Here is a 20,470-nt window from a genome sequence, read left to right as displayed (position 1 = left end):
CGATGGACACCCTTGCTCTTGGCTAATGGTTGGCAACTGCCAGCCCCCATAGCGGACTTTCACCGCCTAGCTACGCGCCATGCGTGGCGCACTAACAAAAAGAGATATTGCGTTAACACAATACCTCTTTTCCTTTGCCAAATCTTTGGCTGACATTTCTAATTGTTTTACATATAATCAAAATGCAGTCAACACACTGTTAGTAAATTATTCCCACTCAATCGTCGCCGGCGGCTTTGATGTAATGTCATAGACTACGCGGTTGACGTGCTTGACTTCATTGACAATCCGCGTTGAAATCAATTCCAGCACGTCCCATGGGATCCGCGCCCAGTCGGATGTCATGCCGTCGATTGACGTAACGGCGCGAATGCCGACGGTGTAATCATACGTCCGCGCGTCTCCCATTACACCGACGCTTCGCATGTTAGGAAGCGCGGTGAAGTATTGCCAAATTTCGCGGTCAAGTCCGGCCTTTTTAATTTCCTCGCGCAAAATGGCGTCGGACTCGCGCACGATTTCAAGCTTTTCTTCCGTAATTTCACCGAGGACACGAATGCCTAAGCCAGGTCCTGGGAACGGCTGGCGCCAGACGATTTCGTCAGGAATGCCGAGCTCTGTCCCTACTTTGCGCACTTCGTCCTTGAAAAGAGCGTTAAGCGGTTCGATTAACGTAAAGCTCATATCCTCAGGCAGTCCGCCAACATTGTGATGCGATTTAATCGTTTGCGCCGTGTCGGTTCCGCTCTCAATAATGTCGGTATAAAGCGTTCCTTGAGCAAGGAAATCCATGTCCTTCAGCTTGCCTGCCTCTTCTTCAAACACATAAATAAATTCGTTCCCGATAATTTTACGTTTTTGCTCCGGATCGGAAACACCTTTCAGCTTCGACAAGAAGCGTTCCTGGGCATCGATTTTAATCACGTTCATGTTAAAGCCTTCACTGAACGTTTCCATCACACTTTCTGCTTCATCCTTCCGAAGCAGTCCGTGGTCAATGAACATACATGTTAACTGGTCGCCAATCGCTTTATGAATTAAAACAGCCACGACCGAGGAATCAACCCCACCGCTCAAGGCGCAAAGCACCTGCTTGTCCCCGACCTGGTCGCGGATCTTCCGAATTTCTTCCTCGATGAAATTCTCCATCGACCATTCACCCGCGCACTTACATACTTCAAAGGCGAAATTCTTTAATAAGGCGTCGCCAAACTCAGAATGACGTACTTCCGGATGGAATTGAACGCCGTAAAGCTGACGGCGTTCATCACTCATCGCCGCAACAGGGCAAGAAGGGTTGGAAGCATCAACGACAAAACCATCCGGTGGGGCGACAATTAAGTCACCGTGACTCATCCAGACAGACTGTTCGATCGGAAGGCCGAGAAATAAGTTAGACTGGTTTTCAACTTTGATGCGCGCTTTTCCGTATTCACGATGCTCGGCAGCTTCAACGCGCCCGCCAAAATGCTGGGTCATTAGCTGCATGCCGTAGCAAATCCCTAAAATCGGCACATCCAACTCAAAAATAGCCGGATCACATTTCGGCGCCCCTTCCACGTAGGCACTATTTGGCCCCCCTGAAAAAATAATCCCTTTCAGATTCATTTTCTTCAATTCATCTGCTGTAATCTTGTTGGAATGCAGTTCGCTGTATACCCCTAAATCACGGATTCTCCGTGTAATAAGCTGGTTGTACTGTCCCCCGAAATCAAGAACGACAATCATTTCCTGGTTTAACTCGTTCACTTCTTCCACACCCTTTATCTAATTTTCATTAAGAAAAGCGGCAAGCCGCCTTTCTTCCTAAGCACGCCAGTTCCCTTGAAATCACTAAAAGAGGCGACTCGAATGTTATCCCATTTATCTTTTAAAAAAAGCCAGAATCCGCCTTTGCTTCTCCACAACATACAAAGGCAGATTCCAGCATAACAGAATCTGCTTCATAGTCAGATGATTCTCGGTCATCCGGTAGAGACTCTTAGGCCATATTCCTAAGGATATACGAAGGCTTTTTCTCCTATACAATTAAGCACTGATTTATTTTATCAGTGAGCTATACGACGGTCAAGAATGGATTTTTCTGACCAGCGCTTCCCAGTTGCCTTTATGGGAGGACCAGCTCGCTTCAAGTGATTTCCCGCCGTAAACGAGGCGCTCATATTCATCGGTTAGCAGCAGCATTTCATCTGCGGCAAAATGTTCAGCCGTCCGGTTGGCGTATTCCCGCAGCGTTTCTCCGTCTTTCCGGCCCCAGCCAAACCGGTGAAGCAGCCATAATAAGCGCTCGTACGCCGGAATAAAGGCCGTTTCATCCTTGCGGCTCATAAATCGCTTTAAAACCATATATTGCATCACCTTTTTATTTTTCAGGAACAGGATAAATAAGAGAGCTATCCCCAAAAGCACAAGCAGCGTCGCTCCACCTGGACGGGCCCAGCTTCCTGGCGAGATCGCCTGATTCTGCTCCTCTTCTTCTTCCAATTCCGCAAAGACATCTTCTACTTCCTCGTCCTCTTCCTCCTGGTCAGCTCCTGCCGAATCCGTCGATTCCGCTTCAAGCTCCGGCTCGATAAATTCAAAGCTGGAATCAAAGCCGCTTGTCGGTTCAAATGGAACCCAGCCTGCTTCGGGAAAATAAACCTCCACCCAGGAATGGGCATTGCCATTTGTAACCTGGTACACATTGCGATTCTCGTCAAGCGTGTCGATTTGTTCACCCTGGGTAAAGCCCTTTACCCAACGGGCCGGAATATCCAATGTCCGCAGCATCACGACCATCGAGGTTGAGAAATTATCACAATATCCCCGTTGTGTGTCAAACAAAAACTGATCGACATAGTCTTCCCCTTCACCCGGTACGGCGACATCATTTGTTTCATATTGAAAAAACGGCCCGGATAAGTATCTTTCAATCACTTTGGCGCGGTCATAGCGATTACTTTCTTCTGCGGTGATTTCCTCAGCCAATTCCCGCACCCGATCCGGCAGTTCCTCCGGCAGCTGTGTGTAAAACTCCGTAATCTCAGCCGGATCACTTTCATGAGAAGAACGGAGCCCTTCAATATGGTAGGTCGGATAGACATATTCATAGCGATAGTTCGTGAGCCCGACTGGCTCATCACCGAAGGAGGTTTCCGCTTTGGCGGTAAACGCATCGACTGTCAGCTCGGCTTCCATAATGCTCGAACGCGTGATCAGCTCACCCGGATAAAAGAGATGAGCGTAGCTCCGGTTTGATTCGTCGGCAAACGCAACCTCTGCTTCCAGGTACTCAAGCTCATACATCCAGCTGTTTCCTTCCTGGAAAAAGCTTTGATTGCTTTCGACTTCCGGCGTCGTCGTCTCCCATCCCTTCCCCGTGTAGAAGTCCTTCGTTTCTCCACGCCAATAATGCTCCTGGGTGGCTGCCGCATAAAACAACGGCGTATCATCATCAACAAAGCCGCCCCCCAGCTGTTCATCATTATCGCCGTAGCCGATTCTTCTTACCGCATCACCGAACCCGTCTCCCTCGGCCCCAACAGCCGCTCGCATAAAGGGAACGGGATCGGCCCATTGCGGCTCGAGCTTCGGTGAGAGAAAACCGAATATCCCGCCGGTTACGACCATCGCCACAAGCAAAAGCGCCAGCCGTACCGGCAGAAGCCGCGGGGCAGAGGCGACTTTTTCCTGCTCAATCATCCGGTAAATCGTCACAAGTCCGAGCAGCAGGAAGCCGATTACGAACGTGCGAATAATCGCATAGGTCGCATCATAGACGGTGAACGTATCGAGAACCGTAATATAAACAACGGTGAGGATCAAAAAGAAAAAGATCCGCCGCGCGTATACGGTCCAATAGAATAATAGATAGCTCATAATCGCCAGAAGAAGAAAGAACAGAAAGCTGCGGAACAAATCCGTCAGCACATGCCACTGCCCGGTAAAAATATAGCCGACGTTGTCAACGAAATCGATCAAAAAGACGTTCATCCACTCAAGTGAAAGAAACGGTCCCTCAAAGAATACAAGAAACATGCCATAGACGATGACAACCGTTTTAATCAGCATCGAGACGAAAAGCGGCAATTGAATAAATGTCACGAAAAAGAAAATGGCGGTAAACAGGATAAAAATATGGATAAATCCCGTATCGGTAATATACGGGAGTGGCAAGAGCCATTCCATTAACAGCAGGAAGCTCAGCCCATACAGAAGAAAATCCCTGCCGAATTCCATCTGTTTTTTTTCTAAGCGCATGACTCTCCCCCCTTTTTCTATTCATCTTCAAAGAGAAGCACCGAAACCCCCATTGCCTTACATTCATCAATCAATCGGCGGTCGCTGTTTCCCAGACCTTTCATACATAAAGATACTTCTGCCTGCTGCGCCTGGATCGTTCGGCACACTGCCAATAATGCTTGATTGAGTTCGACACATATGAGGTAAACATGCATCCCCTTCCATTCGCTGAACAGGCGGTGCACCGGTTCAATCGGTTTATCAAGAGAAGACACCTGGGCTAACAATCTCAGCCCCTGGCTGACGGTCCGCTCCGAAAGAGAAATCGACGTCCATTCCAGAGAGCGGACAGCCAGCTCAATACTCTGGTACTTTTTGCAGAACTCCGCAACAAGCGAGGCGGTAAATTCCACCGTCTGCTCGAACTGCTCGGCAGAGGCGGCATTTCGGTAAGGATCAAAGGCGATCATAATCCCTTCTCCCTGAAACGATTCAAACTCCTTTGTCATTAAGGAAGCCGAGCGGGCCGACTGCTTCCAGTCAATACTTGTCAGCCTGTCGCCGGGTACATATTGCCGCACCCCTGCTAAAGAACGGTCTTCTTCAATCGCCTGACGTGAACTCGTTCCTTCCTGTTGTCTCGGGCGGCCGCTAGCAGGAACGGCATGCAGCCGGTGAATGCGCGGATAAACGAGAAGATCTGTCTGATGCGCGAGGACCATCCTTCTTTCAAACAAACCAAACAAATCACCAAAGACGAGAATGACCGGGCCAAAGGAATGAATCCCCCGTTTTGCCGCCTCCACCGTATACGTCAGCTCGATCTTTTGTTGAAAGGAAAAGAAAAACAAAGCCGCGGAATCAGCACTTCCAATCCGCTGCGGTACTGTATCCTGTATCCGCACATAAAAGAATGGCTGGAACCTGTTTTTATGAATGACGATCGTTACCGTCAGATCATCACCTGCCTGAAGCGAGCTCTTACTGACATTCCGTTCCACTTGCTTCACTTGAAAAGGAAACAGCGCTACTAGAATCGTAGATAGGAGCACGGTTGCCACACTGTAAAACAAAAACCAGCTGACAAATCCACCTTGAAACATCGCATAAGAAAATACCGCCCCGACGAGCACTACGAGGGAAACATATTTAAAAAAAGGCCGCAAAGTGTTGATCAGCGTCACGAGCGGGCCATCCTTCTTTGCGGAACAGGTACGGAAACCTGATCAAGAATATTTTCCACAGTTTGAGCGGCTGTCGTATTGGACATTTTGCTTTCTGCTGTCATCATCATCCGGTGTGCCAGCACAAATGGCGTAATATGCTTGACATCATCCGGGGTGACATAGTCTCTTCCCATTAAAAATGCGTAAGCCTGAGAAGCTCTCATTAAAGCGATCGTCCCCCGCGGGCTGACGCCGAGCTCAACTGCCTGGTGATTCCTCGTCGCATGCACAAGGTCGATCATGTACGCTTTGACCGGCTCGCTGACGATTGTCTTCGTGACTTCATTCTGAATCGCCACAACCTCCTCCGTCGTCATCACCGCTTCAATCCCTTCGATCGGGTGCTGATGCTGAAGGCGGTTCAACACCTCAAGCTCTTCCTGTTCACTCGGATAACCGAGCTGCAGCTTCAACAAAAATCGATCAAGCTGGGCTTCAGGCAATGGAAAGGTACCGGCGTACTCGACCGGGTTCTGCGTCGCCATCACGAAAAAAGGACGGTTCAGCTGCAATGTTTCCCCGTCAACCGTCACACTGCTCTCCTCAAGCGATTCCAGCAGGGCGGATTGGGTTTTAGGCGACGTACGATTTATTTCATCAGCCAGCACAATATTGGCCATGATCGGCCCTGGCCGGAATTCAAATTGACGAGTATGCTGATTATATATAGAGACGCCTGTCACATCGGACGGTAGAAGGTCAGGCGTAAACTGAATCCGCTTAAAATCGGCTCCCAATGAGCGCGCGATTGCTTTCACCATCATCGTTTTTCCGACACCCGGGACATCCTCAAGCAAGACATGCCCTCCCGCAAAAAGCGCAACCAAACTCAGCTCGATTTCCTTTCTTTTACCTACTACAACTTGCTCAATGTTCGCAATCACTTTCTCGACTTGTTCAACCGCTGCTTCCATTCGACTGCCTCCAATCTATCATAACGCTGTAGTCCCATCATACCATTTAAGCCTTTAAAAATACGTTACATTTATTTTACCAATTTTACGCGCATTGTTCTGCTTGCTTGCCTTATTCCCTTTTTCCCTTTAGGAAAAACGCCTGAGCGGATGCCAATTTTTGTTACAGAGGTGGCTCAGGCAAGTCTGACTTTATACACAGTTTTGAAAAGAGCCCGAAATTCCGCACTCGCCCAGTTCCTTTTTTCGGAGGGCGCATAATCTATAGTATCCTCACCTGAAAGGCGGTGCCAATATGAGCGGACATACTGGTGGTTATAGCAACGGTTTCGCATTACTTGTCGTTCTGTTTATCCTCTTAATTATTATCGGTGCTTCATACTGCTGCTAATCATCCACCTTGGTAGCAGTCAGACATAGGCACGACGAATGATGGGGTGTCGAAGCCGGTCAAACGCTGACCAATCCGCCACCCCATCATTCGCTTATTTATTCTTTCCCCGCGCTTCAATCGAAAACACCTTTTCTATTCTCCCATTTCTGATGCCGATGACTTCATCAGCAAGGTTCACCGTCGGACAAACATGATTCGGGATCACCTCGATTTGATCACCGATTCGCCAGGAATGCCCCTCCTCCAGTTCAATCACGCCATGCTCCTCTGACAGCCAGCTTACCCAGACATGATCCTCGCCTTTTATTCGGCCAAATCCTTTCGTAAAAGCACCCTGATCCGAGGTTAACGTTTTTGAGCCGGCATCAATAATGACGCGATCAGCAGCCGGTGCGCTGACAATTGTCGTATAAACAGAAAGCGCGCAATCCTGTTCGTCAACGACGCCGAGCGAAGCCAATGTCGCATCATTGAACACATAGGTCCCCGGCCTCATTTCCGTCAAACCCGGAAAGTTCTGCTCATCATACGCAGTCGGGGAAGAACCGGCGCTGACTTCCGGAATCTTGTAGCCGAGCTTGTCATCTACCATCTGCTGAGCGGACAGCAGACCTTCCGCCTCTAGCCGGCTGACTTCCTGCAGCTCTTCCTTCGTTCTAACTTTATAGGCAGTACCGGAATGCGTCATTACTCCGGTAATCTCCAAAAAGGACAGCTTCATAACCTGCTCCGCCAGTCTGACAATCTCCTCGGACGGCTGAAGTCCACAACGCCCCAATCCCGTATCTACTTCAAGATAAACAGGGATCTTCCTTCCAAGCTGCTCGCCAACAGCAGCAATTCCGCGCGCCACCTCCACACTATCAAGCGCGACAGTGACCTTTGTGTCCTTCGCAAGCTCCCGCAGGCGTTCAAGCTTCTTCTTTCCAATCAGCGGATACGCAATTAAAATATCATCAATGCCGTGCCGCCGCATTACCTCGGCCTCGCCCAGCTTGGCAACTGTAATCCCTGTTGCCCCGAGCGCAAGCTGCTGCAAAGCGATCGCCGGACTTTTATGGGTCTTCGTATGCGGACGAAGCTTCAGCTTCTTTCTCGCCGCGATATTCGCCATCCGCTTTAATTGCGCCTCCATTTTATCTAAGTCAACAACTAATGCTGGTGTATCGATCATGTTTCTCATCCTAAATCCCTCCTCCTACGAATTCGCGTTGAACATGCCTTCTCCTTCTACTGTAACCTGACTTCAATGTTTTTTCACAATTCCATGCTATGATAGTACCATAAGAAAACCGCGTAGCGGCTTTTCCTAGAAGCGGCGTGCGGAGCCGTTACAATCATGTAAGGCCGTCTGAAAGCGGGGTTCTTTCAGACGGCCGCGTAACGTGCGGAGCCGGTGTCCTTCCTCGAATCAGCCCCGGAAATTTTAATAAATGAAGAAATGGTGGAGACTGATGAAGCATATTCTTTCTGCTCTGCTCGCTGCCTGCCTCCTAACCGTTGGCGGATGCAGTGAGCAGCATTTTACTGAACCGCCTTCAGACAAGCCGCTGACGATCCTTTCGCACGCCAAAGAGCCGACGCTCACTTTTCTCGATGAAAACTGGCAGGTCGCAGTCACGGCGAACAGTCGCGCGGTGCTAACCGATATGATCCGGACCGGCGACCGGCAGCTCATCGCCACAAGTCAGGAGGAAACCTCTTTATTTCTGTTTGATCTCGCTGAAGGAAAAAGCCGCCCCTTGCTTGAATTGAATGAAGGATTAACGGCGCTGGCCTTCTCTGCCGAAGACGAGCAGCTCTATGTTTCCGATATCATCAACGATCAGGTTCACATCATTGATTACCACAAAAACGAGCAGCTCGGCAGCATCGACGTCGGCGAAGCCCCGACCGACCTCCATCTTGCCTCCGACGGTACATTGTACGTCTTAAATGAACGCAGCCATACCGTTACGGTCATCGACAGCGCCACTGCCGAGGTTTTAAGGACATTCTCCGTCATGGAGCGCCCGGTTGGACTGCTTGAAGACGGCCGTCAGCTATGGATTGGCGGGCATGGGCCATTCGGGGAATTAAATAATCGGATAATCGCCTATGATAAGGAAACGGGGCAGCCATTACAGGAAATCACGGTCGGCCTGATGCCTGTCGCATTTTTCAAGCAGCCGGATACTTCTTATTTGTATGTGCTATGTCACGGGGATCATTCCCTTTATAAAATCGATACGACAGAAAATGAAGTCGTTGACCGTCTGGAGGTTGGTCATAATCCAAACGGGATGGCGGGCAATCGTTCGACCATCGTCGTGACAAGCCTTGACAGTGATACAGTATCCGTCATTGACCTTGCCACGTTCTCGCTTATTCACGAAGAACCTGTGGCGCCGGGTCCTTATACTATTGTGCTGGAGGAATCAGAATGAAGACGCTGCCCCATATTCTCTTAGTCGATGATGAGGAAGCCTTGCTGGAGCTTGTCGCTTCTTATTTAAAAACTGAATATGAGGTGACCTGTGCCTCAAGCGGTGTCGAAGCACTCAGCCTGCTCGCCCGGCATGACATTGATCTAATTGTGCTCGATGTAATGATGCCCGGAATGGACGGCTTTACGACGTGCGAGAAAATCCGCGCCTTTTCATCCGTACCAATCGTCATGCTGACCGCCAGAAGCAGTGAAGAGGATAAAATCAAAGGGCTGAAAATCGGTGCGGATGATTACGTCGTCAAGCCTTTCAGCCCGCGCGAGCTGATGGCGCGTATTGAAGCGGCATTGCGCCGCAGCCGCGCTTTCTCGCAGCCGCATGAGGTTTTACGTCGTGGTCCCCTGCTCATTGATAAGCATGCCCGTGAGCTGACACTGGCCGGCACGGCGGTTCCCATTACAAGGCGCGAGTATGACCTGCTCGTCTTTCTAATTGAGCACGAAGGTCAGGTTTTCACCAGAGAGCAGCTCTATGACAGGATTTGGGGCATCGACTCGGAGTACGGCACGCTCCGGACAGTCGACACTCATATTAAAACATTACGGCTGAAACTAAAGTCGGCTGGTGCGATGATTAAAACGGTCTGGGGCATCGGCTACAAATTCGAGGGGCAATCATGACACGACTTTCCATTAAAACGAAGGTATGGGCAACGGTTTTCGCGGTCGCGCTCTTTTTCCTCGGGGCGGGCGTCATGTTAACCTTCTATTTGTATGAACGGCTTTATCTCGATAAGCAGATTGAGCTTTTCGTCAGACAGGGAGAAGAGCTTGCTGAAACGTATCAGACATCTGGCAACAGCGAAGCATTTGCCGAACGGATCGACTGGGTAACTGAAAGCACAGCCGCTGACATTCTGTTTACCGCTGACCCGATGCTGCTTGGCGGCGGCTCGCCCTTTGATCCATACTCCAATGAAACACTGATTACATTTGAAGAGCGGCAGCAGCTGCTCAATGGTGAAACGGTTGTCATGATTCGGCCTCATCCCCGTTTTCAGCAGGATATACTCGGGGTGGCCATTCCGCTCTTCCACGACGGTCATCTGGCGGGATCGATCTTTTTAACGAATCCTCTTTCAGAGGTGCATGAACCATTTTTGGCGATTCGCGATACGCTGGTAATCGGCATGCTTGTATTCTTCCTGCTTATTTTGTTCCTTGGGCGAAGAATCACCAATGCCTTCGTTGCCCCACTGCTTGAAATGAAGCAGATTGCCGGACGGATGGCTGGCGGCGATTTTTCCCAGCGAATTGCGATCGAGGCGCGTAAGGACGAGCTTGGCCAGCTTGCTCAGTCTTTTAACACGCTTTCAACTTCTCTGGAAGAAGTCGAAATGAAGCGGCGTGAATTTCTTGCCAATGTTTCACATGAGCTGCGCACTCCGTTAAGCTATATGAAAGGCTACGCAGAAGCGGTGGAGGAATCGGTGATTGAGCCGAAAAAGGGACTGACGATTATTCAAAATGAAGCGAATCGGCTGGAGCGTCTTGTCAATGATTTGCTTGACCTCGCTCAGCTGGAAGGGGAATCGTATCCGATGAAGCTCGAACCGATCGCCTTTGCCCAGCTGATCAATGACGTCGTTGAAGCATTTGAAGTGATCAGTGAACAAAGAAGTGTCACGATTAAGCGACAGCTCGATGAAGACTGCATCATTTCCGGCGACAGCGACCGGCTTGAACAGGTCGTGCGCAACCTGCTCGATAACGCGCTACGCTATTCTCCACCGCATGAAACAATTGACGTCACTCTCGCGGTTCGAGGTGCCTCGGCGGAGCTGACCATTTCCGACAACGGGCCCGGGATTCCTAAACAGGATGTGCCGCATGTGACAGAGCGCTTTTACCGGGTCAACAAAGCCCGCACCCGGAAAGATGGCGGTACCGGTTTAGGCTTGGCCATCGTCGCCCAAATTGTGAAGAAGCATCGGGGAGAGCTTGAGTTCGTTTCAGGAGAGGGCGCCGGTACGATCGTCCGCCTCGTCCTGCCGCTGGAAATGTGAACATTTTCGCGCAATGATGAAATTTCACTCCGGCTTCACAATTTCACGCTAAAATTCAGATAGATGCATATTCAAGAAAGGTGATTATCTAATGAAATTAGTAGTAAAAAGCTTACTTATGCTAACGATTTTGCTTACGGCAGCCTGCCAGGCAGAGCCGGAAGACGAGCTGGGAGGCGGCGTCGCCGCTCCATTAGAAGCAGAAATTATCGCGCCCGACACAGCCGAACCAAATGAAGAGCTTGAATTGGCGGTCCGCGTCACCCAGGGTGGTGAATTGGTTGACGATGCCTCGGATGTTCAATTTGAAATCTGGAAGGCCGATGATCGCGACAATGGCGAGATGCTTGAAGCGGAGCACGCCGGTGACGGAGTCTATCAATTGACCCATGCCTTTGCCGAGGACGGGCTCTATTCCGTTCAGACGCATGTTTCCGCCCGCGACTTGCACGTCATGCCGGTACAGGACATTGCCGTTGGCGATGTATCCGAACAGGAATCCGCTCATGAGCAGACCGACAATGAAGAAGATCATCACGCTCATGACCATCATGAATAGATGAAAGGGGAAAATTGATGAAGAATTACTTTTTGCTGCTAGCTTGTATCTATTGTCTCTTGCTCTTTCCAGCCGCCGCCGGCGCTCATTCCCACCTGGAATCATCAACTCCGGCCGACGGAGAAACGGTTGAAGAACCACTCGATACACTTGAACTTCAATTCGATGCCGGAATCGAGCCATTAAGCACCATCCAGCTATTTAACGAAAATGAAGAAGAAGTGCCGGTTGAGGACATCAGCATTGACAGCCCTGTTCTAACAGCTTCTCTCGCTGAGCCACTGGCAAATGGCCAATACCGGGTCACCTGGACGATTATCGGCGCAGATACTCATACTACAGAAGGTGAGTTTTCATTTTCTGTCGATGCACCAGCACCAGAAAATGAAGCGGCTACAGAGGAGCAGGATGCTCCAGTAACCGAAGAGCCGGAAACGGAACAAGAAGAGACCATTGAAGAAGAAACGGCGGAACCTGAGCTGGCAACAGCAGACGAGGAAGAAGATCCGCCAGCAGCCGAAACGATTGTGCCCCTATTGACGACCGCCGTCGTCATCATCCTATTTGGCGCATTAGCCGGCTGGTTAGTCAGACGGAGAAAATAACACATAGAGAAGAGCTTGAGATAAAAAGGTTGCTTTTCCATTTGTCTCAAGCTCGAAGCAGTGCGCAAAGTCAGGCGCAGAACAGAGCCGCTGCCATGTTTTAAGGTCAACAACAAGCAGGTTTCTTCTTGTTGACCGCGCAGCGGGCAGAGCCCATTGCTCTTCTTTGAATAGGCTTACCAACTCCCTTGAAATGGCTACATGGGTGGCTGGAATTTTATAAATGCTTATCTGTCAATGAAAAGACCGCCATCTCATCAGGAGAAGCGGTCTTTTCATTTTATACAAGGGGAGCCCCGGATCTATGCTCCGGCTTCTGATAAACTAGCAGAGTATAATCTATAACTATTGTCCATTACCTACAACTGTACTCTATTTTACTTCAACTTCTTTTACCACTTCTATAGGTTCATCACTCGCTACATCAACCGGTGCTTCTGAATGACTCAAGGTTACACCTTTAAGGGATTTTTGATGCTCCTCAATAGCGTTCTCTCCTTCCATATCTATTTCGGCTACCGGAACAAACGGAGTAGGGTCCATATGATCCATGGGCACGGTGTCTTCATGAGCATTTACGCCTGCTGCAGCTTCAACCGGTGCTTCTGAATGACTGATGGGTACACCTTTAAGGGATTTTTGATGCTCCTCAGTATCGTTCTTTCCCTCCATATCTATCTCAGCCACCGGAACAAACGGAGTAGGGTCCATATGATCCATGGGCACGGTGTCTTCGGAACCGTTACCAAATGGAAGATCACTTGATGCCCATCCGACCGTGCCAGTTCCAACTCCCGCAAATAAAATAACCGTTAACGTGATCATCATCATCGCTCGTCTCTTTCGCATTTTTCCAGCCTCCATTTTATATTCTCGTTATTGTTTTTTGGCCTGGTCGCAGCTGTAAAGACTCTCTCATAACCTCAGCTTGTCCTTTCAATCTTTGAAAGACATTCATTCTTAATAGTTTCAGGTTACAATATCCAGAGACACAAAACAATACTTAAATTGGGTAAATAAGGAAAGTTCATGCAACAAGAGAACAAAAAGAGCCGCCCGCCAAACTCATTTTTCAGGGCAGCTCTCATTTTATTTAATAATAAGGATAGTATGGATAATAAGGATAATAAGGGTAATACGGATAGTACGGGTAGCCTGGATAAAAAGCGCTTCCTGCTAACCCGCCAAGAAAGCCGCCGAGAAATGCTCCTCCGCCATAGAAAGGCCGGCGTCCAAAGCCTCCCCAGCCGCCATAGCCGAAGCCGCCACCAAATGGCCGGCGTCCCCCGAAGCCAGGTCTTCTTACATCTGCTCCATTCATCGCTGCTCCTCCTCATTCATAGTGTCACTCTAGCCTATGCACGTCACAAGGAGGTGGTGACCGTTTTACTCAATCGCTCCGGCTACATCATACGGCTGTAAATCAAGCTCCGTTTTTTCTCCACGCACAAGCCTGGCCAGCTCCGCTCCGAGAAACGGCCCGACCGTTAACCCGGATGCTCCGAGGCCGTTGGCGACAAAGACGTGCTCATGACTCGGAAGCCTGCCAATAACCGGCAAAAATTCCGGCGTATACGGGCGGAAGCCGACTCTTGTCTCTAGCACCGTACTTTCAGCAAGACCCGGCGCCGTCTTCAACGTCTTCTCAAAAATTTCATTCATACCAGCAAGCGTTCTCCGTTGATCAAAGCCTTTCTCATTTTCATGCGTCGCCCCTGTCACCACATGCTCCCTGCCGAATGCCAGCATATAGTGGTTAGCCGGAGCCATCACGACAGGCCACTCGCCTGTATCGGCGCCGGGTAAAGCCAAGTGAATAATTTGCGCTTTTTGCGGACTGACCATGAACTCCACTCCAAGCGGCGCCAATAGCGCTTTGGCCCAGGCCCCGGCCGTGACGATGACCTGGTCGGACAGTAAGCTCTCCCCGTTTACCCGAACGACAAGATCAGCGCCCTCATAAGCGAATGTCGCATCCCCCTTCACTTCCTTCGCCCCATATCGCAAGGCGGCTGTCAGTAAGGCCCTTCGCAGTGACCGGCCATTCACCCTTGCCGCGCCGCTCACATAAACCGAGCGATAGCCCGGTGCCAACGGCGGAAACAATGCTCTCGTTTCCTCTTCAGAAAGCGGGATCACCTCGCCAATTTCAGGAGCGTCCTCGCGCCGTTTGAGCGTCCGTTTCACCATTTCCAACTGCTTTTTTTCCTCGGTATGAAGACTAATCGCTCCGACTTTTGCATAGCCCGTATCCGTCTCTCCCTCTTCCTCCAGCGCCTGAATGAGTGTCGGATAATAGCGTGCTCCCGCTTTTGCAAGTTGATACCAGGCCTGATTACGCCGCTGTGAAATCCATGGACAGACGATTCCCGCCGCCGCATCCGTCGCCTGCCCCGGCTCTTCCCGGTCTATCATCGTCACCTCGACGCCGGCCTTTGCCAGATGATAAGCCGTTGCCGCTCCCAAAATCCCCGTTCCAATCACACTTACAGTCTGCATCAAAACACCTTTCCTTTTCTACGTTCCTATCGGCTATTTTACTAGAAGAAAACCGATAGCTCAAATCACCAGAGAGTGATCAGGCGCGAATTTCCTGGCGCATGAAAATCAGATACGAGATGCCAAAGCAGAGGCAGGTCGCCGCCAGCAAGCCGACAAATTGCGGCCAGATTAATAACAAACTTTGCATGAAAGGCAAAGGGGTCGGGATTGCTCCGACTGCCTGCTCCATCGTCAGCGGACCTAACGCCCGAATCGAAGGAGTGAGCAGGATCGTCGTCATTTCACTAAATAAATAGCTCGGATTGAGCCGTGATAGCATTTGCATAAAGGCAAATTGAGCAGGGTCATTGGCCGACGACTGGCCGCTGACCAAATTGACAAGCATCGAATAAAACAAGCTAAAAAACAGCCAAAGTCCAATACTGGCAAGCGCTGAAGTCGCCGTTTGCTTGAAGCGGACCGAAAACAAAATCGCCAAATTCAGCCAAAAGCCGATATAGATCACGCTCAAAAACAGAAATGTCACCATCCTCGCAAATTCATCCCAAGTGGGAGGAAGACCAATCGAGAGAATTCCTAAGCCAATTACTAAAAAACCTAACGAAAAAATAAAAAAGGTCACAATGAGCAAGGTCGCGACAAATTTCGCATTAATTAAGTAATCACGGGGGATTGGCTGGGAAACGATGCGACTCAATGTTCCTTTATTGCGCTCGGCACTGATCGCATCAAAGCCGAGACCGATTCCAAGAATCGGCCCGAGAAAACTAATAAAGGTAATAAACGGCGGCAACGAGCCGTTCTGATCGGTTAACGTAAATAAGTTCAAAAACAGAAACGACTGATTCGAGTCAATCTCAGCTGCCGCATCACGAATAGCCGAAAGCGCTGTGTAAAGGGAGGCGAAGCACGTCAAAAAAAGAATAACGAGCAAAATGACAAACCGCCAGCTGCGAATATGATCGCCAACTTCTTTTTGGACGATTACCCAAAAGGGATGCATCGGTTTGAATGATTCTTCCGACTCGCGACGCTTAAACTTCAGCTTAACCTTAGGAAACTTCACGAGACACTCCCCCCTCAAAATAGTGATGATAAATGTCATCCAAACCATATTCCTTCAAACCAAACTCATGAAGAGAGGCTCCAGATTGTACGATAAAGCCCGCCAGCCGGGCTGAGAGATCAACCTCTGTCTTCATAATGAGCTGGTGCCCGCTCTCTCCTTCCTCTACAGAAAAGACACCATCAACCTTCTGAAGCTTTTCGATCAGATCAGGCGGTTGATTCGAAACATTGGCATAATAGGTTAACTTGTAATCTGGAAATAGTTTACGGGCCAATGTCTGCACATCGCCTTCAGCCAAAAGCCGGCCTTCAACAAACAAGCCGACCCGGTCGCAAATTTGTTGAACCTGATGAAGCTGGTGAGAGGAAAGCAGTACAGTGATTCCTTTTTCTTTACTCAAATAACGAATAATCCGCAGCAGCTCCTGAACCCCTTGGGGATCAATCCCCAATGTCGGCTCATCAAGAATAATCACTTCCGGGTCTTTTATTAGCACATCGGCCAGGCCAAGCCGCTGCCTCATCCCACGGGAATAATGACCAGCCTTTTTGTCTTTTGCCTGTTCAAGTCCGACCTGCTTCAGCAAACGCTCCGCCCGCTCTGTCGCCTCTTGCTTCGGCACACCGTTAATGAGTGCGGTATACACGATATTCTCCAGGCCGGTCCGCTCCTCATAAAAGCCGATATTATCCGGCAAATAGCCTACCTTCCGCTTCACTTCGATCGGCTGACGCGTGGAATGATAACCGCAGACGATCGCCTGCCCTTCGCTCGGTTCAGAAAGGCCGAGCAGCATGAGAATCGTCGTTGATTTACCAGCTCCATTCGGCCCTAGCAATCCAAAGACCTCACCACGATGAATCGTCACATTCAAATGGTCGACCGCACACTTCTGTGAATAATATTTCGTCAGGTCAGTGATTTCGATAATGGCTTCTGTCATCGTTATCTCCTTCCATATTTGCGCATCATATAGTAAATACCGGCCAGTACACACGCGATAATGAGGACACCAATCCATCCCCAGAGGAGCGACGTTTCAACCTGCATGCGAAAATCAGCTTTTCCCGCTGTTCCGGCTCCATTCGCCTCAATCGAAACGATATAGTCACCGGCAATCGCATCCTTGCTCGCCTGAATCGTCGTCTGAACCGTTTCGGTTTGACCTGGTTCAATAACCGGAATGGTATCCTGAGCAAAGGTGACAGTCCAGTCTACCGGCTGCTGGGCGCTCAGCTTCACATCATTGATCGGCACGGAGCCTGTATTGGTGACAGCAAGCTGAATCGTCTTCTCTCTGCCGGCTGTAATATCTTCACTTAACTTCCCGGAAGGCGTCGAAACCTCCATTGCGTAATTCCCGGTAATCACCGTCTCCAAATTGACCTCGGCATTCGTAGAATTGGTCGATGCCGAAATTGGTATTGAATAATCACCCGCCTCCACTTCAGGCGGCGGTGTAACAACGACATCGAAGTCCTTTGTCGCATTTGACTCCGCCGTCACGGAGGTCACATTTTCCCCGTCAACCTGAAAGCTGACACCCCAGCCCTCCGGCGCATTTGCCTTCAGCGCATAACGCTGCTCCTCCGCTGTCCTGTTTCGCAGCGTGACCTTATACGTAAACGTTGAATCGGCATGACCCTCCATATTCGGCTGCTCCGAGGTCAGCTCTGTTCGAAACGTTCCCTCCTCCGTCACATCGATCTGTACAGGAAGCGTCTCAACGACTCCGCTTCGGTTTCTGGCAATAACATCAAAGGAATACGTCCCTTTCTCCACTTCCAGCGGAACATCGACATTAATTGAAAAATCAGTGAACTCATTCGGCTTAATTGCCAGCTCATGTAGTTGCCAGCCCCCCGAAATAAGCTCGTAGCTCCATTGCTCCGGCAAATTTGCCACCTCAATCGACACTTGCTGAATCTCTGCTGTTTCATTCATTACCTCAAAAGAATAATTGATTGATTCCCCCGGCGTAACCGCTATTCCCGTATACGGGGTATAAAGTTCAATTCCTCCCACTGCAAAAGATGACGCTGGAAATGCTCCGACCATTACCAGCATAACAGCCATCAGTAGAGCAAACCGTTTTTTTCTCATGTAACCTTCCCTCCTTCTATTTTCATTAAAAGTACGAAACCGATGGAAAATTGGATTTAAAAAAATAGTAAATTTCTAAATCCAAATCAATGTTTCAGGAGTATTATTAATAGAAGGAAGGTTGAACCCAGGAAAAAGGTAGGTGAGTTTCATGCCCTCTATTTCTGATGAAGAATATTTGCTGCAGCAGATCGAAAATGGGTCTTCCAAGGCGTTTGAACAGTTTTATGACCGCTATTCTCCGTTTGTGTTTCGCATTGCTCTCGGCATCTTAAAAAATCACGCCGACGCCGAGGATCTTTGTCATGATGTCTTTATTGAGCTGTATCATCATGCCGCTAGCTATAATCGGGATAAAGGAAGCATTGAAGCCTGGATTGCCGTAAAAACGCGAAGCCGCTGCCTCGACCGGTTGCGTCGGGCAAAGCGGATTCATTCCAGAGTGGAAGAGGAATTACACAACAAGCCGGCCGAACAACCGCCGGTTGAGGAACAGATTATTTTGAAGGATGAACGGGAAACCATCCATAGAGCGCTTAACGGCTTGCCCGCAGCACAGAGAGTGGCCATTTACGGGAATTTCTTCTTAGGTCATTCCCACCGCAAGCTTGCGTCTCAGTTAAATCGCCCATTAGGGACGATTAAGTCTCTTGTTCGTTATGGTATGAATAATATGCGAAAATACTTGAAGGAACAAACGAAGGATTACCAAAGCAAGAGGTGAATAAAATGTCTTGTCATAATCATTTTTCAGAGGAACAGATTATCGACTATCTCCGCGGTGAAGCCGAGGATGAAGCCAGCGTGAAACAGCATCTCGACCACTGTCCGCACTGTCAGCAGCTTCAGGAACAATGGAAGCCCTTTTTTGCCAAAGAAACAGAAGCGCACATCCGTCCACCGGAACGCCTGAAAAAACGGATTTTACATACAATTCGAACCGAACAGCGAAAGCCCTTTTTTCATTTTCTGACACTGCGTCCTCTGACAGCACGGTTCAGCCTCGTCGTCATCGTCCTCCTGCTCGGCTCATGGCTGACAATCAGCCAGGTGCAAAAGACGTCCCTTCAGCATTCAGCCGAAGAGCCGCTGCCATTTTTAATGAACGAAGAAACGACATTATATGAAATTTCCCCGGAGGATAACACCGCGATTAAAGGCTATGCCTGGATCAACAACGACTCAAACGAGCTGATGCTGCTCGTCGACGGCCTGCATCCGGTCTCGCTCAACGACTACCAGGCCTGGATCCGCTCGACCACTGACTTAAAGGACGCCGGCATTATCCAAGTTAATGGCGCCCAGGGCCAGCTCTACCTCCAGGATGATATCGTCAACCAGCTCGACCACATCATCCTCAGCAAAGAACCACGCGGAGGCAGCATCCAACCAACCGACCCGAATCCGTTTTTGATTAAGCTGAGCATGCCGTGAAAACGCGCTGAAAAGGAGAATGGGATTAATGTCTACCCCTTCTCCTTTTCAGCGCCTCTTTTCCCAATCTCACCACCTGTGACTTGTCCCGTATTCCTTTTCGATAAAGCTCAAAAAAGCTTTCACGGCAAGATAATTTTCAGATATCTTAGATCCGTACAGCCAAGTCTCTCTATAAATAAATTCACCCAGATGGTTTTGTAGGGGAACCATATGCAATGACTGATCTTTAGATAAGCAAAGTTCAGTCAAGATCGAATAACCAAGTCCCGCCTGAACAAACTCAAAGCTGACATCGGCATTATCAACAACCATTGTAATATTCGGCGGCGACTGAAAATTTTTAGACCACCAGGCGTCTATGACCGTTTTAAGCGACTGGTTCGTTTGGTAGTCAATACGGGGGATTTGCGGCAGTGTCTCCATATCAATCTTATTTTTCGATACTAAATATATCGATTCCGTTGTTAGCAACCTGGTAAAGTGAGGCCATTCTATTTTATCTCTGAGCAAGGCAATATGCACTTTTCCTTTCGATAACAATTCCACTAGATAAGGGCTGAAACCTGTCAGCACATGGGGCTCTACGTCTGGATAATGGTTTAAAAACTTCGTTAACAAATTAGGCAGAATATATTGAGCGACAGCCTTGGAAGCACCTATATACAACTTCCCTTTGATTTGCGAGCCAAGGGACAGTACCTGCTCTTTTGTATTATTAAGCTCCTCCAGCATCCGATTCGCATAATTAATCACATGTTCCCCTTGATGATTAACTTGAATTCCTTTATTGCCACGAATAAATAACGTTGTTCCAAACTCTTTTTCAATTTTATTTATCCGATAAGTAAGTGCCGGCTGGGTAATAAAAAGCTCATTTGAAATCTGCGACATCGTTTTCCCTTCCCCTATTTTAGATAGTACGATCCAATCATACTCTTCCATCTAC

The 20,470-nt window shown here is 49.2% G+C and carries 20 protein-coding genes and 1 riboswitch; of the genes, 8 read left to right on the top strand and 12 right to left on the bottom strand.

Features of this window, described 5'->3' with window-relative positions; translation table 11 throughout:
- Window positions 1-207: 207 nt before the first annotated feature.
- The 4 genes from guaA to ABMB67_RS13030 all read right to left on the bottom strand — a co-directional run bounded on the left by guaA (window position 208) and on the right by ABMB67_RS13030 (window position 6,364).
- Window positions 208-1,728 (bottom strand): glutamine-hydrolyzing GMP synthase, encoded by a 1,521-nt coding sequence (guaA, locus tag ABMB67_RS13045; protein ID WP_354572335.1) that lies wholly within the window; start codon window positions 1,726-1,728, stop codon window positions 208-210.
- Window positions 1,729-1,926: 198 nt separating this feature from the next.
- A riboswitch (purine riboswitch) is annotated at window positions 1,927-2,028 on the bottom strand.
- 39 nt (window positions 2,029-2,067) lie between these two features.
- Window positions 2,068-4,242 carry a DUF4129 domain-containing transglutaminase family protein gene (locus ABMB67_RS13040; protein ID WP_354572330.1) on the bottom strand — a complete coding sequence of 725 codons (2,175 nt, stop codon included), beginning with the start codon at window positions 4,240-4,242 and terminating at the stop codon, window positions 2,068-2,070.
- A 17-nt stretch (window positions 4,243-4,259) separates the two neighbouring features.
- On the bottom strand, window positions 4,260-5,408 hold the full coding sequence (locus ABMB67_RS13035) for a DUF58 domain-containing protein (protein WP_354572329.1): 1,149 nt from the start codon (window positions 5,406-5,408) through the stop codon (window positions 4,260-4,262).
- Entirely contained in the window at window positions 5,405-6,364 is a 960-nt protein-coding gene (locus ABMB67_RS13030) for an AAA family ATPase (RefSeq protein ID WP_251225011.1), read from the bottom strand. Before ABMB67_RS13030 ends, ABMB67_RS13035 begins: the two co-directional genes overlap by 4 nt.
- 295 nt (window positions 6,365-6,659) lie before the next feature.
- On the opposite strand from ABMB67_RS13030, the gene ABMB67_RS13025 reads away from it, so the two are divergent.
- Complete coding sequence (locus ABMB67_RS13025; protein ID WP_251225010.1) at window positions 6,660-6,755, top strand: YjcZ family sporulation protein; 96 nt, start codon at window positions 6,660-6,662, stop codon at window positions 6,753-6,755.
- A gap of 94 nt (window positions 6,756-6,849) precedes the next feature.
- On the opposite strand, the gene ABMB67_RS13020 is transcribed toward ABMB67_RS13025, so the two are convergent.
- Window positions 6,850-7,941: an alanine racemase gene (locus tag ABMB67_RS13020; protein ID WP_251193906.1), complete on the bottom strand. Its 1,092-nt coding sequence runs from the start codon at window positions 7,939-7,941 to the stop codon at window positions 6,850-6,852.
- Between the two features lie 271 nt (window positions 7,942-8,212).
- Here ABMB67_RS13020 and ABMB67_RS13015 point away from each other — a divergent pair, with 271 nt between their 5' ends.
- From ABMB67_RS13015 to ABMB67_RS12995, 5 genes are all read left to right on the top strand, one after another.
- The gene (locus ABMB67_RS13015) at window positions 8,213-9,184 is read left to right on the top strand and encodes a YncE family protein (protein ID WP_251193905.1); all 972 of its coding nucleotides are present in this window, start codon (window positions 8,213-8,215) and stop codon (window positions 9,182-9,184) included.
- Complete coding sequence (locus tag ABMB67_RS13010) at window positions 9,181-9,864, top strand: response regulator transcription factor (RefSeq protein ID WP_251225009.1); 684 nt, start codon at window positions 9,181-9,183, stop codon at window positions 9,862-9,864. The genes ABMB67_RS13015 and ABMB67_RS13010 overlap by 4 nt, the downstream gene beginning before the upstream one ends.
- A complete protein-coding gene (locus ABMB67_RS13005) occupies window positions 9,861-11,249 on the top strand; it encodes a sensor histidine kinase (protein WP_251225008.1) in 1,389 nt (462 codons plus the stop codon). Before ABMB67_RS13010 ends, ABMB67_RS13005 begins: the two co-directional genes overlap by 4 nt.
- Window positions 11,250-11,340: 91 nt before the next feature.
- Window positions 11,341-11,808 (top strand): FixH family protein, encoded by a 468-nt coding sequence (locus ABMB67_RS13000; protein WP_251225007.1) that lies wholly within the window; start codon window positions 11,341-11,343, stop codon window positions 11,806-11,808.
- A 17-nt stretch (window positions 11,809-11,825) separates the two neighbouring features.
- On the top strand, window positions 11,826-12,413 hold the full coding sequence (locus tag ABMB67_RS12995; RefSeq protein ID WP_354572328.1) for a copper resistance CopC family protein: 588 nt from the start codon (window positions 11,826-11,828) through the stop codon (window positions 12,411-12,413).
- A 372-nt stretch (window positions 12,414-12,785) separates the two neighbouring features.
- On the opposite strand, the gene ABMB67_RS12990 is transcribed toward ABMB67_RS12995, so the two are convergent.
- From ABMB67_RS12990 to ABMB67_RS12965, 6 genes are all read right to left on the bottom strand, one after another.
- Window positions 12,786-13,244, bottom strand: coding sequence for a hypothetical protein (locus ABMB67_RS12990; RefSeq protein WP_354572327.1), 459 nt, complete (start codon window positions 13,242-13,244; stop codon window positions 12,786-12,788).
- 262 nt (window positions 13,245-13,506) lie between these two features.
- Window positions 13,507-13,734 (bottom strand): hypothetical protein, encoded by a 228-nt coding sequence (locus ABMB67_RS12985; protein WP_251225003.1) that lies wholly within the window; start codon window positions 13,732-13,734, stop codon window positions 13,507-13,509.
- Between the two features lie 65 nt (window positions 13,735-13,799).
- A complete protein-coding gene (locus ABMB67_RS12980; RefSeq protein WP_354572326.1) occupies window positions 13,800-14,912 on the bottom strand; it encodes an NAD(P)/FAD-dependent oxidoreductase in 1,113 nt (370 codons plus the stop codon).
- Between the two features lie 79 nt (window positions 14,913-14,991).
- Entirely contained in the window at window positions 14,992-15,918 is a 927-nt protein-coding gene (locus ABMB67_RS12975; protein WP_435528571.1) for an ABC transporter permease, read from the bottom strand.
- A 49-nt stretch (window positions 15,919-15,967) separates the two neighbouring features.
- Window positions 15,968-16,927 carry an ABC transporter ATP-binding protein gene (locus tag ABMB67_RS12970; protein WP_354572324.1) on the bottom strand — a complete coding sequence of 320 codons (960 nt, stop codon included), beginning with the start codon at window positions 16,925-16,927 and terminating at the stop codon, window positions 15,968-15,970.
- A 2-nt stretch (window positions 16,928-16,929) separates the two neighbouring features.
- The gene (locus tag ABMB67_RS12965) at window positions 16,930-18,087 is read right to left on the bottom strand and encodes a COG1470 family protein (RefSeq protein WP_354572323.1); all 1,158 of its coding nucleotides are present in this window, start codon (window positions 18,085-18,087) and stop codon (window positions 16,930-16,932) included.
- Window positions 18,088-18,238: 151 nt separating this feature from the next.
- Between ABMB67_RS12965 and ABMB67_RS12960 the strand changes: the two genes are divergently transcribed.
- The gene (locus ABMB67_RS12960; protein ID WP_354572334.1) at window positions 18,239-18,811 is read left to right on the top strand and encodes an RNA polymerase sigma factor; all 573 of its coding nucleotides are present in this window, start codon (window positions 18,239-18,241) and stop codon (window positions 18,809-18,811) included.
- Between the two features lie 5 nt (window positions 18,812-18,816).
- Entirely contained in the window at window positions 18,817-19,521 is a 705-nt protein-coding gene (locus ABMB67_RS12955; protein ID WP_251224998.1) for an anti-sigma factor, read from the top strand.
- A gap of 69 nt (window positions 19,522-19,590) precedes the next feature.
- On the opposite strand, the gene ABMB67_RS12950 is transcribed toward ABMB67_RS12955, so the two are convergent.
- Window positions 19,591-20,466, bottom strand: coding sequence for a LysR family transcriptional regulator (locus ABMB67_RS12950; RefSeq protein ID WP_354572322.1), 876 nt, complete (start codon window positions 20,464-20,466; stop codon window positions 19,591-19,593).
- Window positions 20,467-20,470: the final 4 nt, after the last annotated feature.

Origin of the sequence: Halalkalibacter oceani, from assembly GCF_040544555.1 — a bacterium.
GTDB classification, from domain to species: domain Bacteria; phylum Bacillota; class Bacilli; order Bacillales; family Bacillaceae_D; genus Halalkalibacter; species Halalkalibacter oceani.
This window is presented reverse-complemented; position numbering and strand designations above follow the sequence as displayed.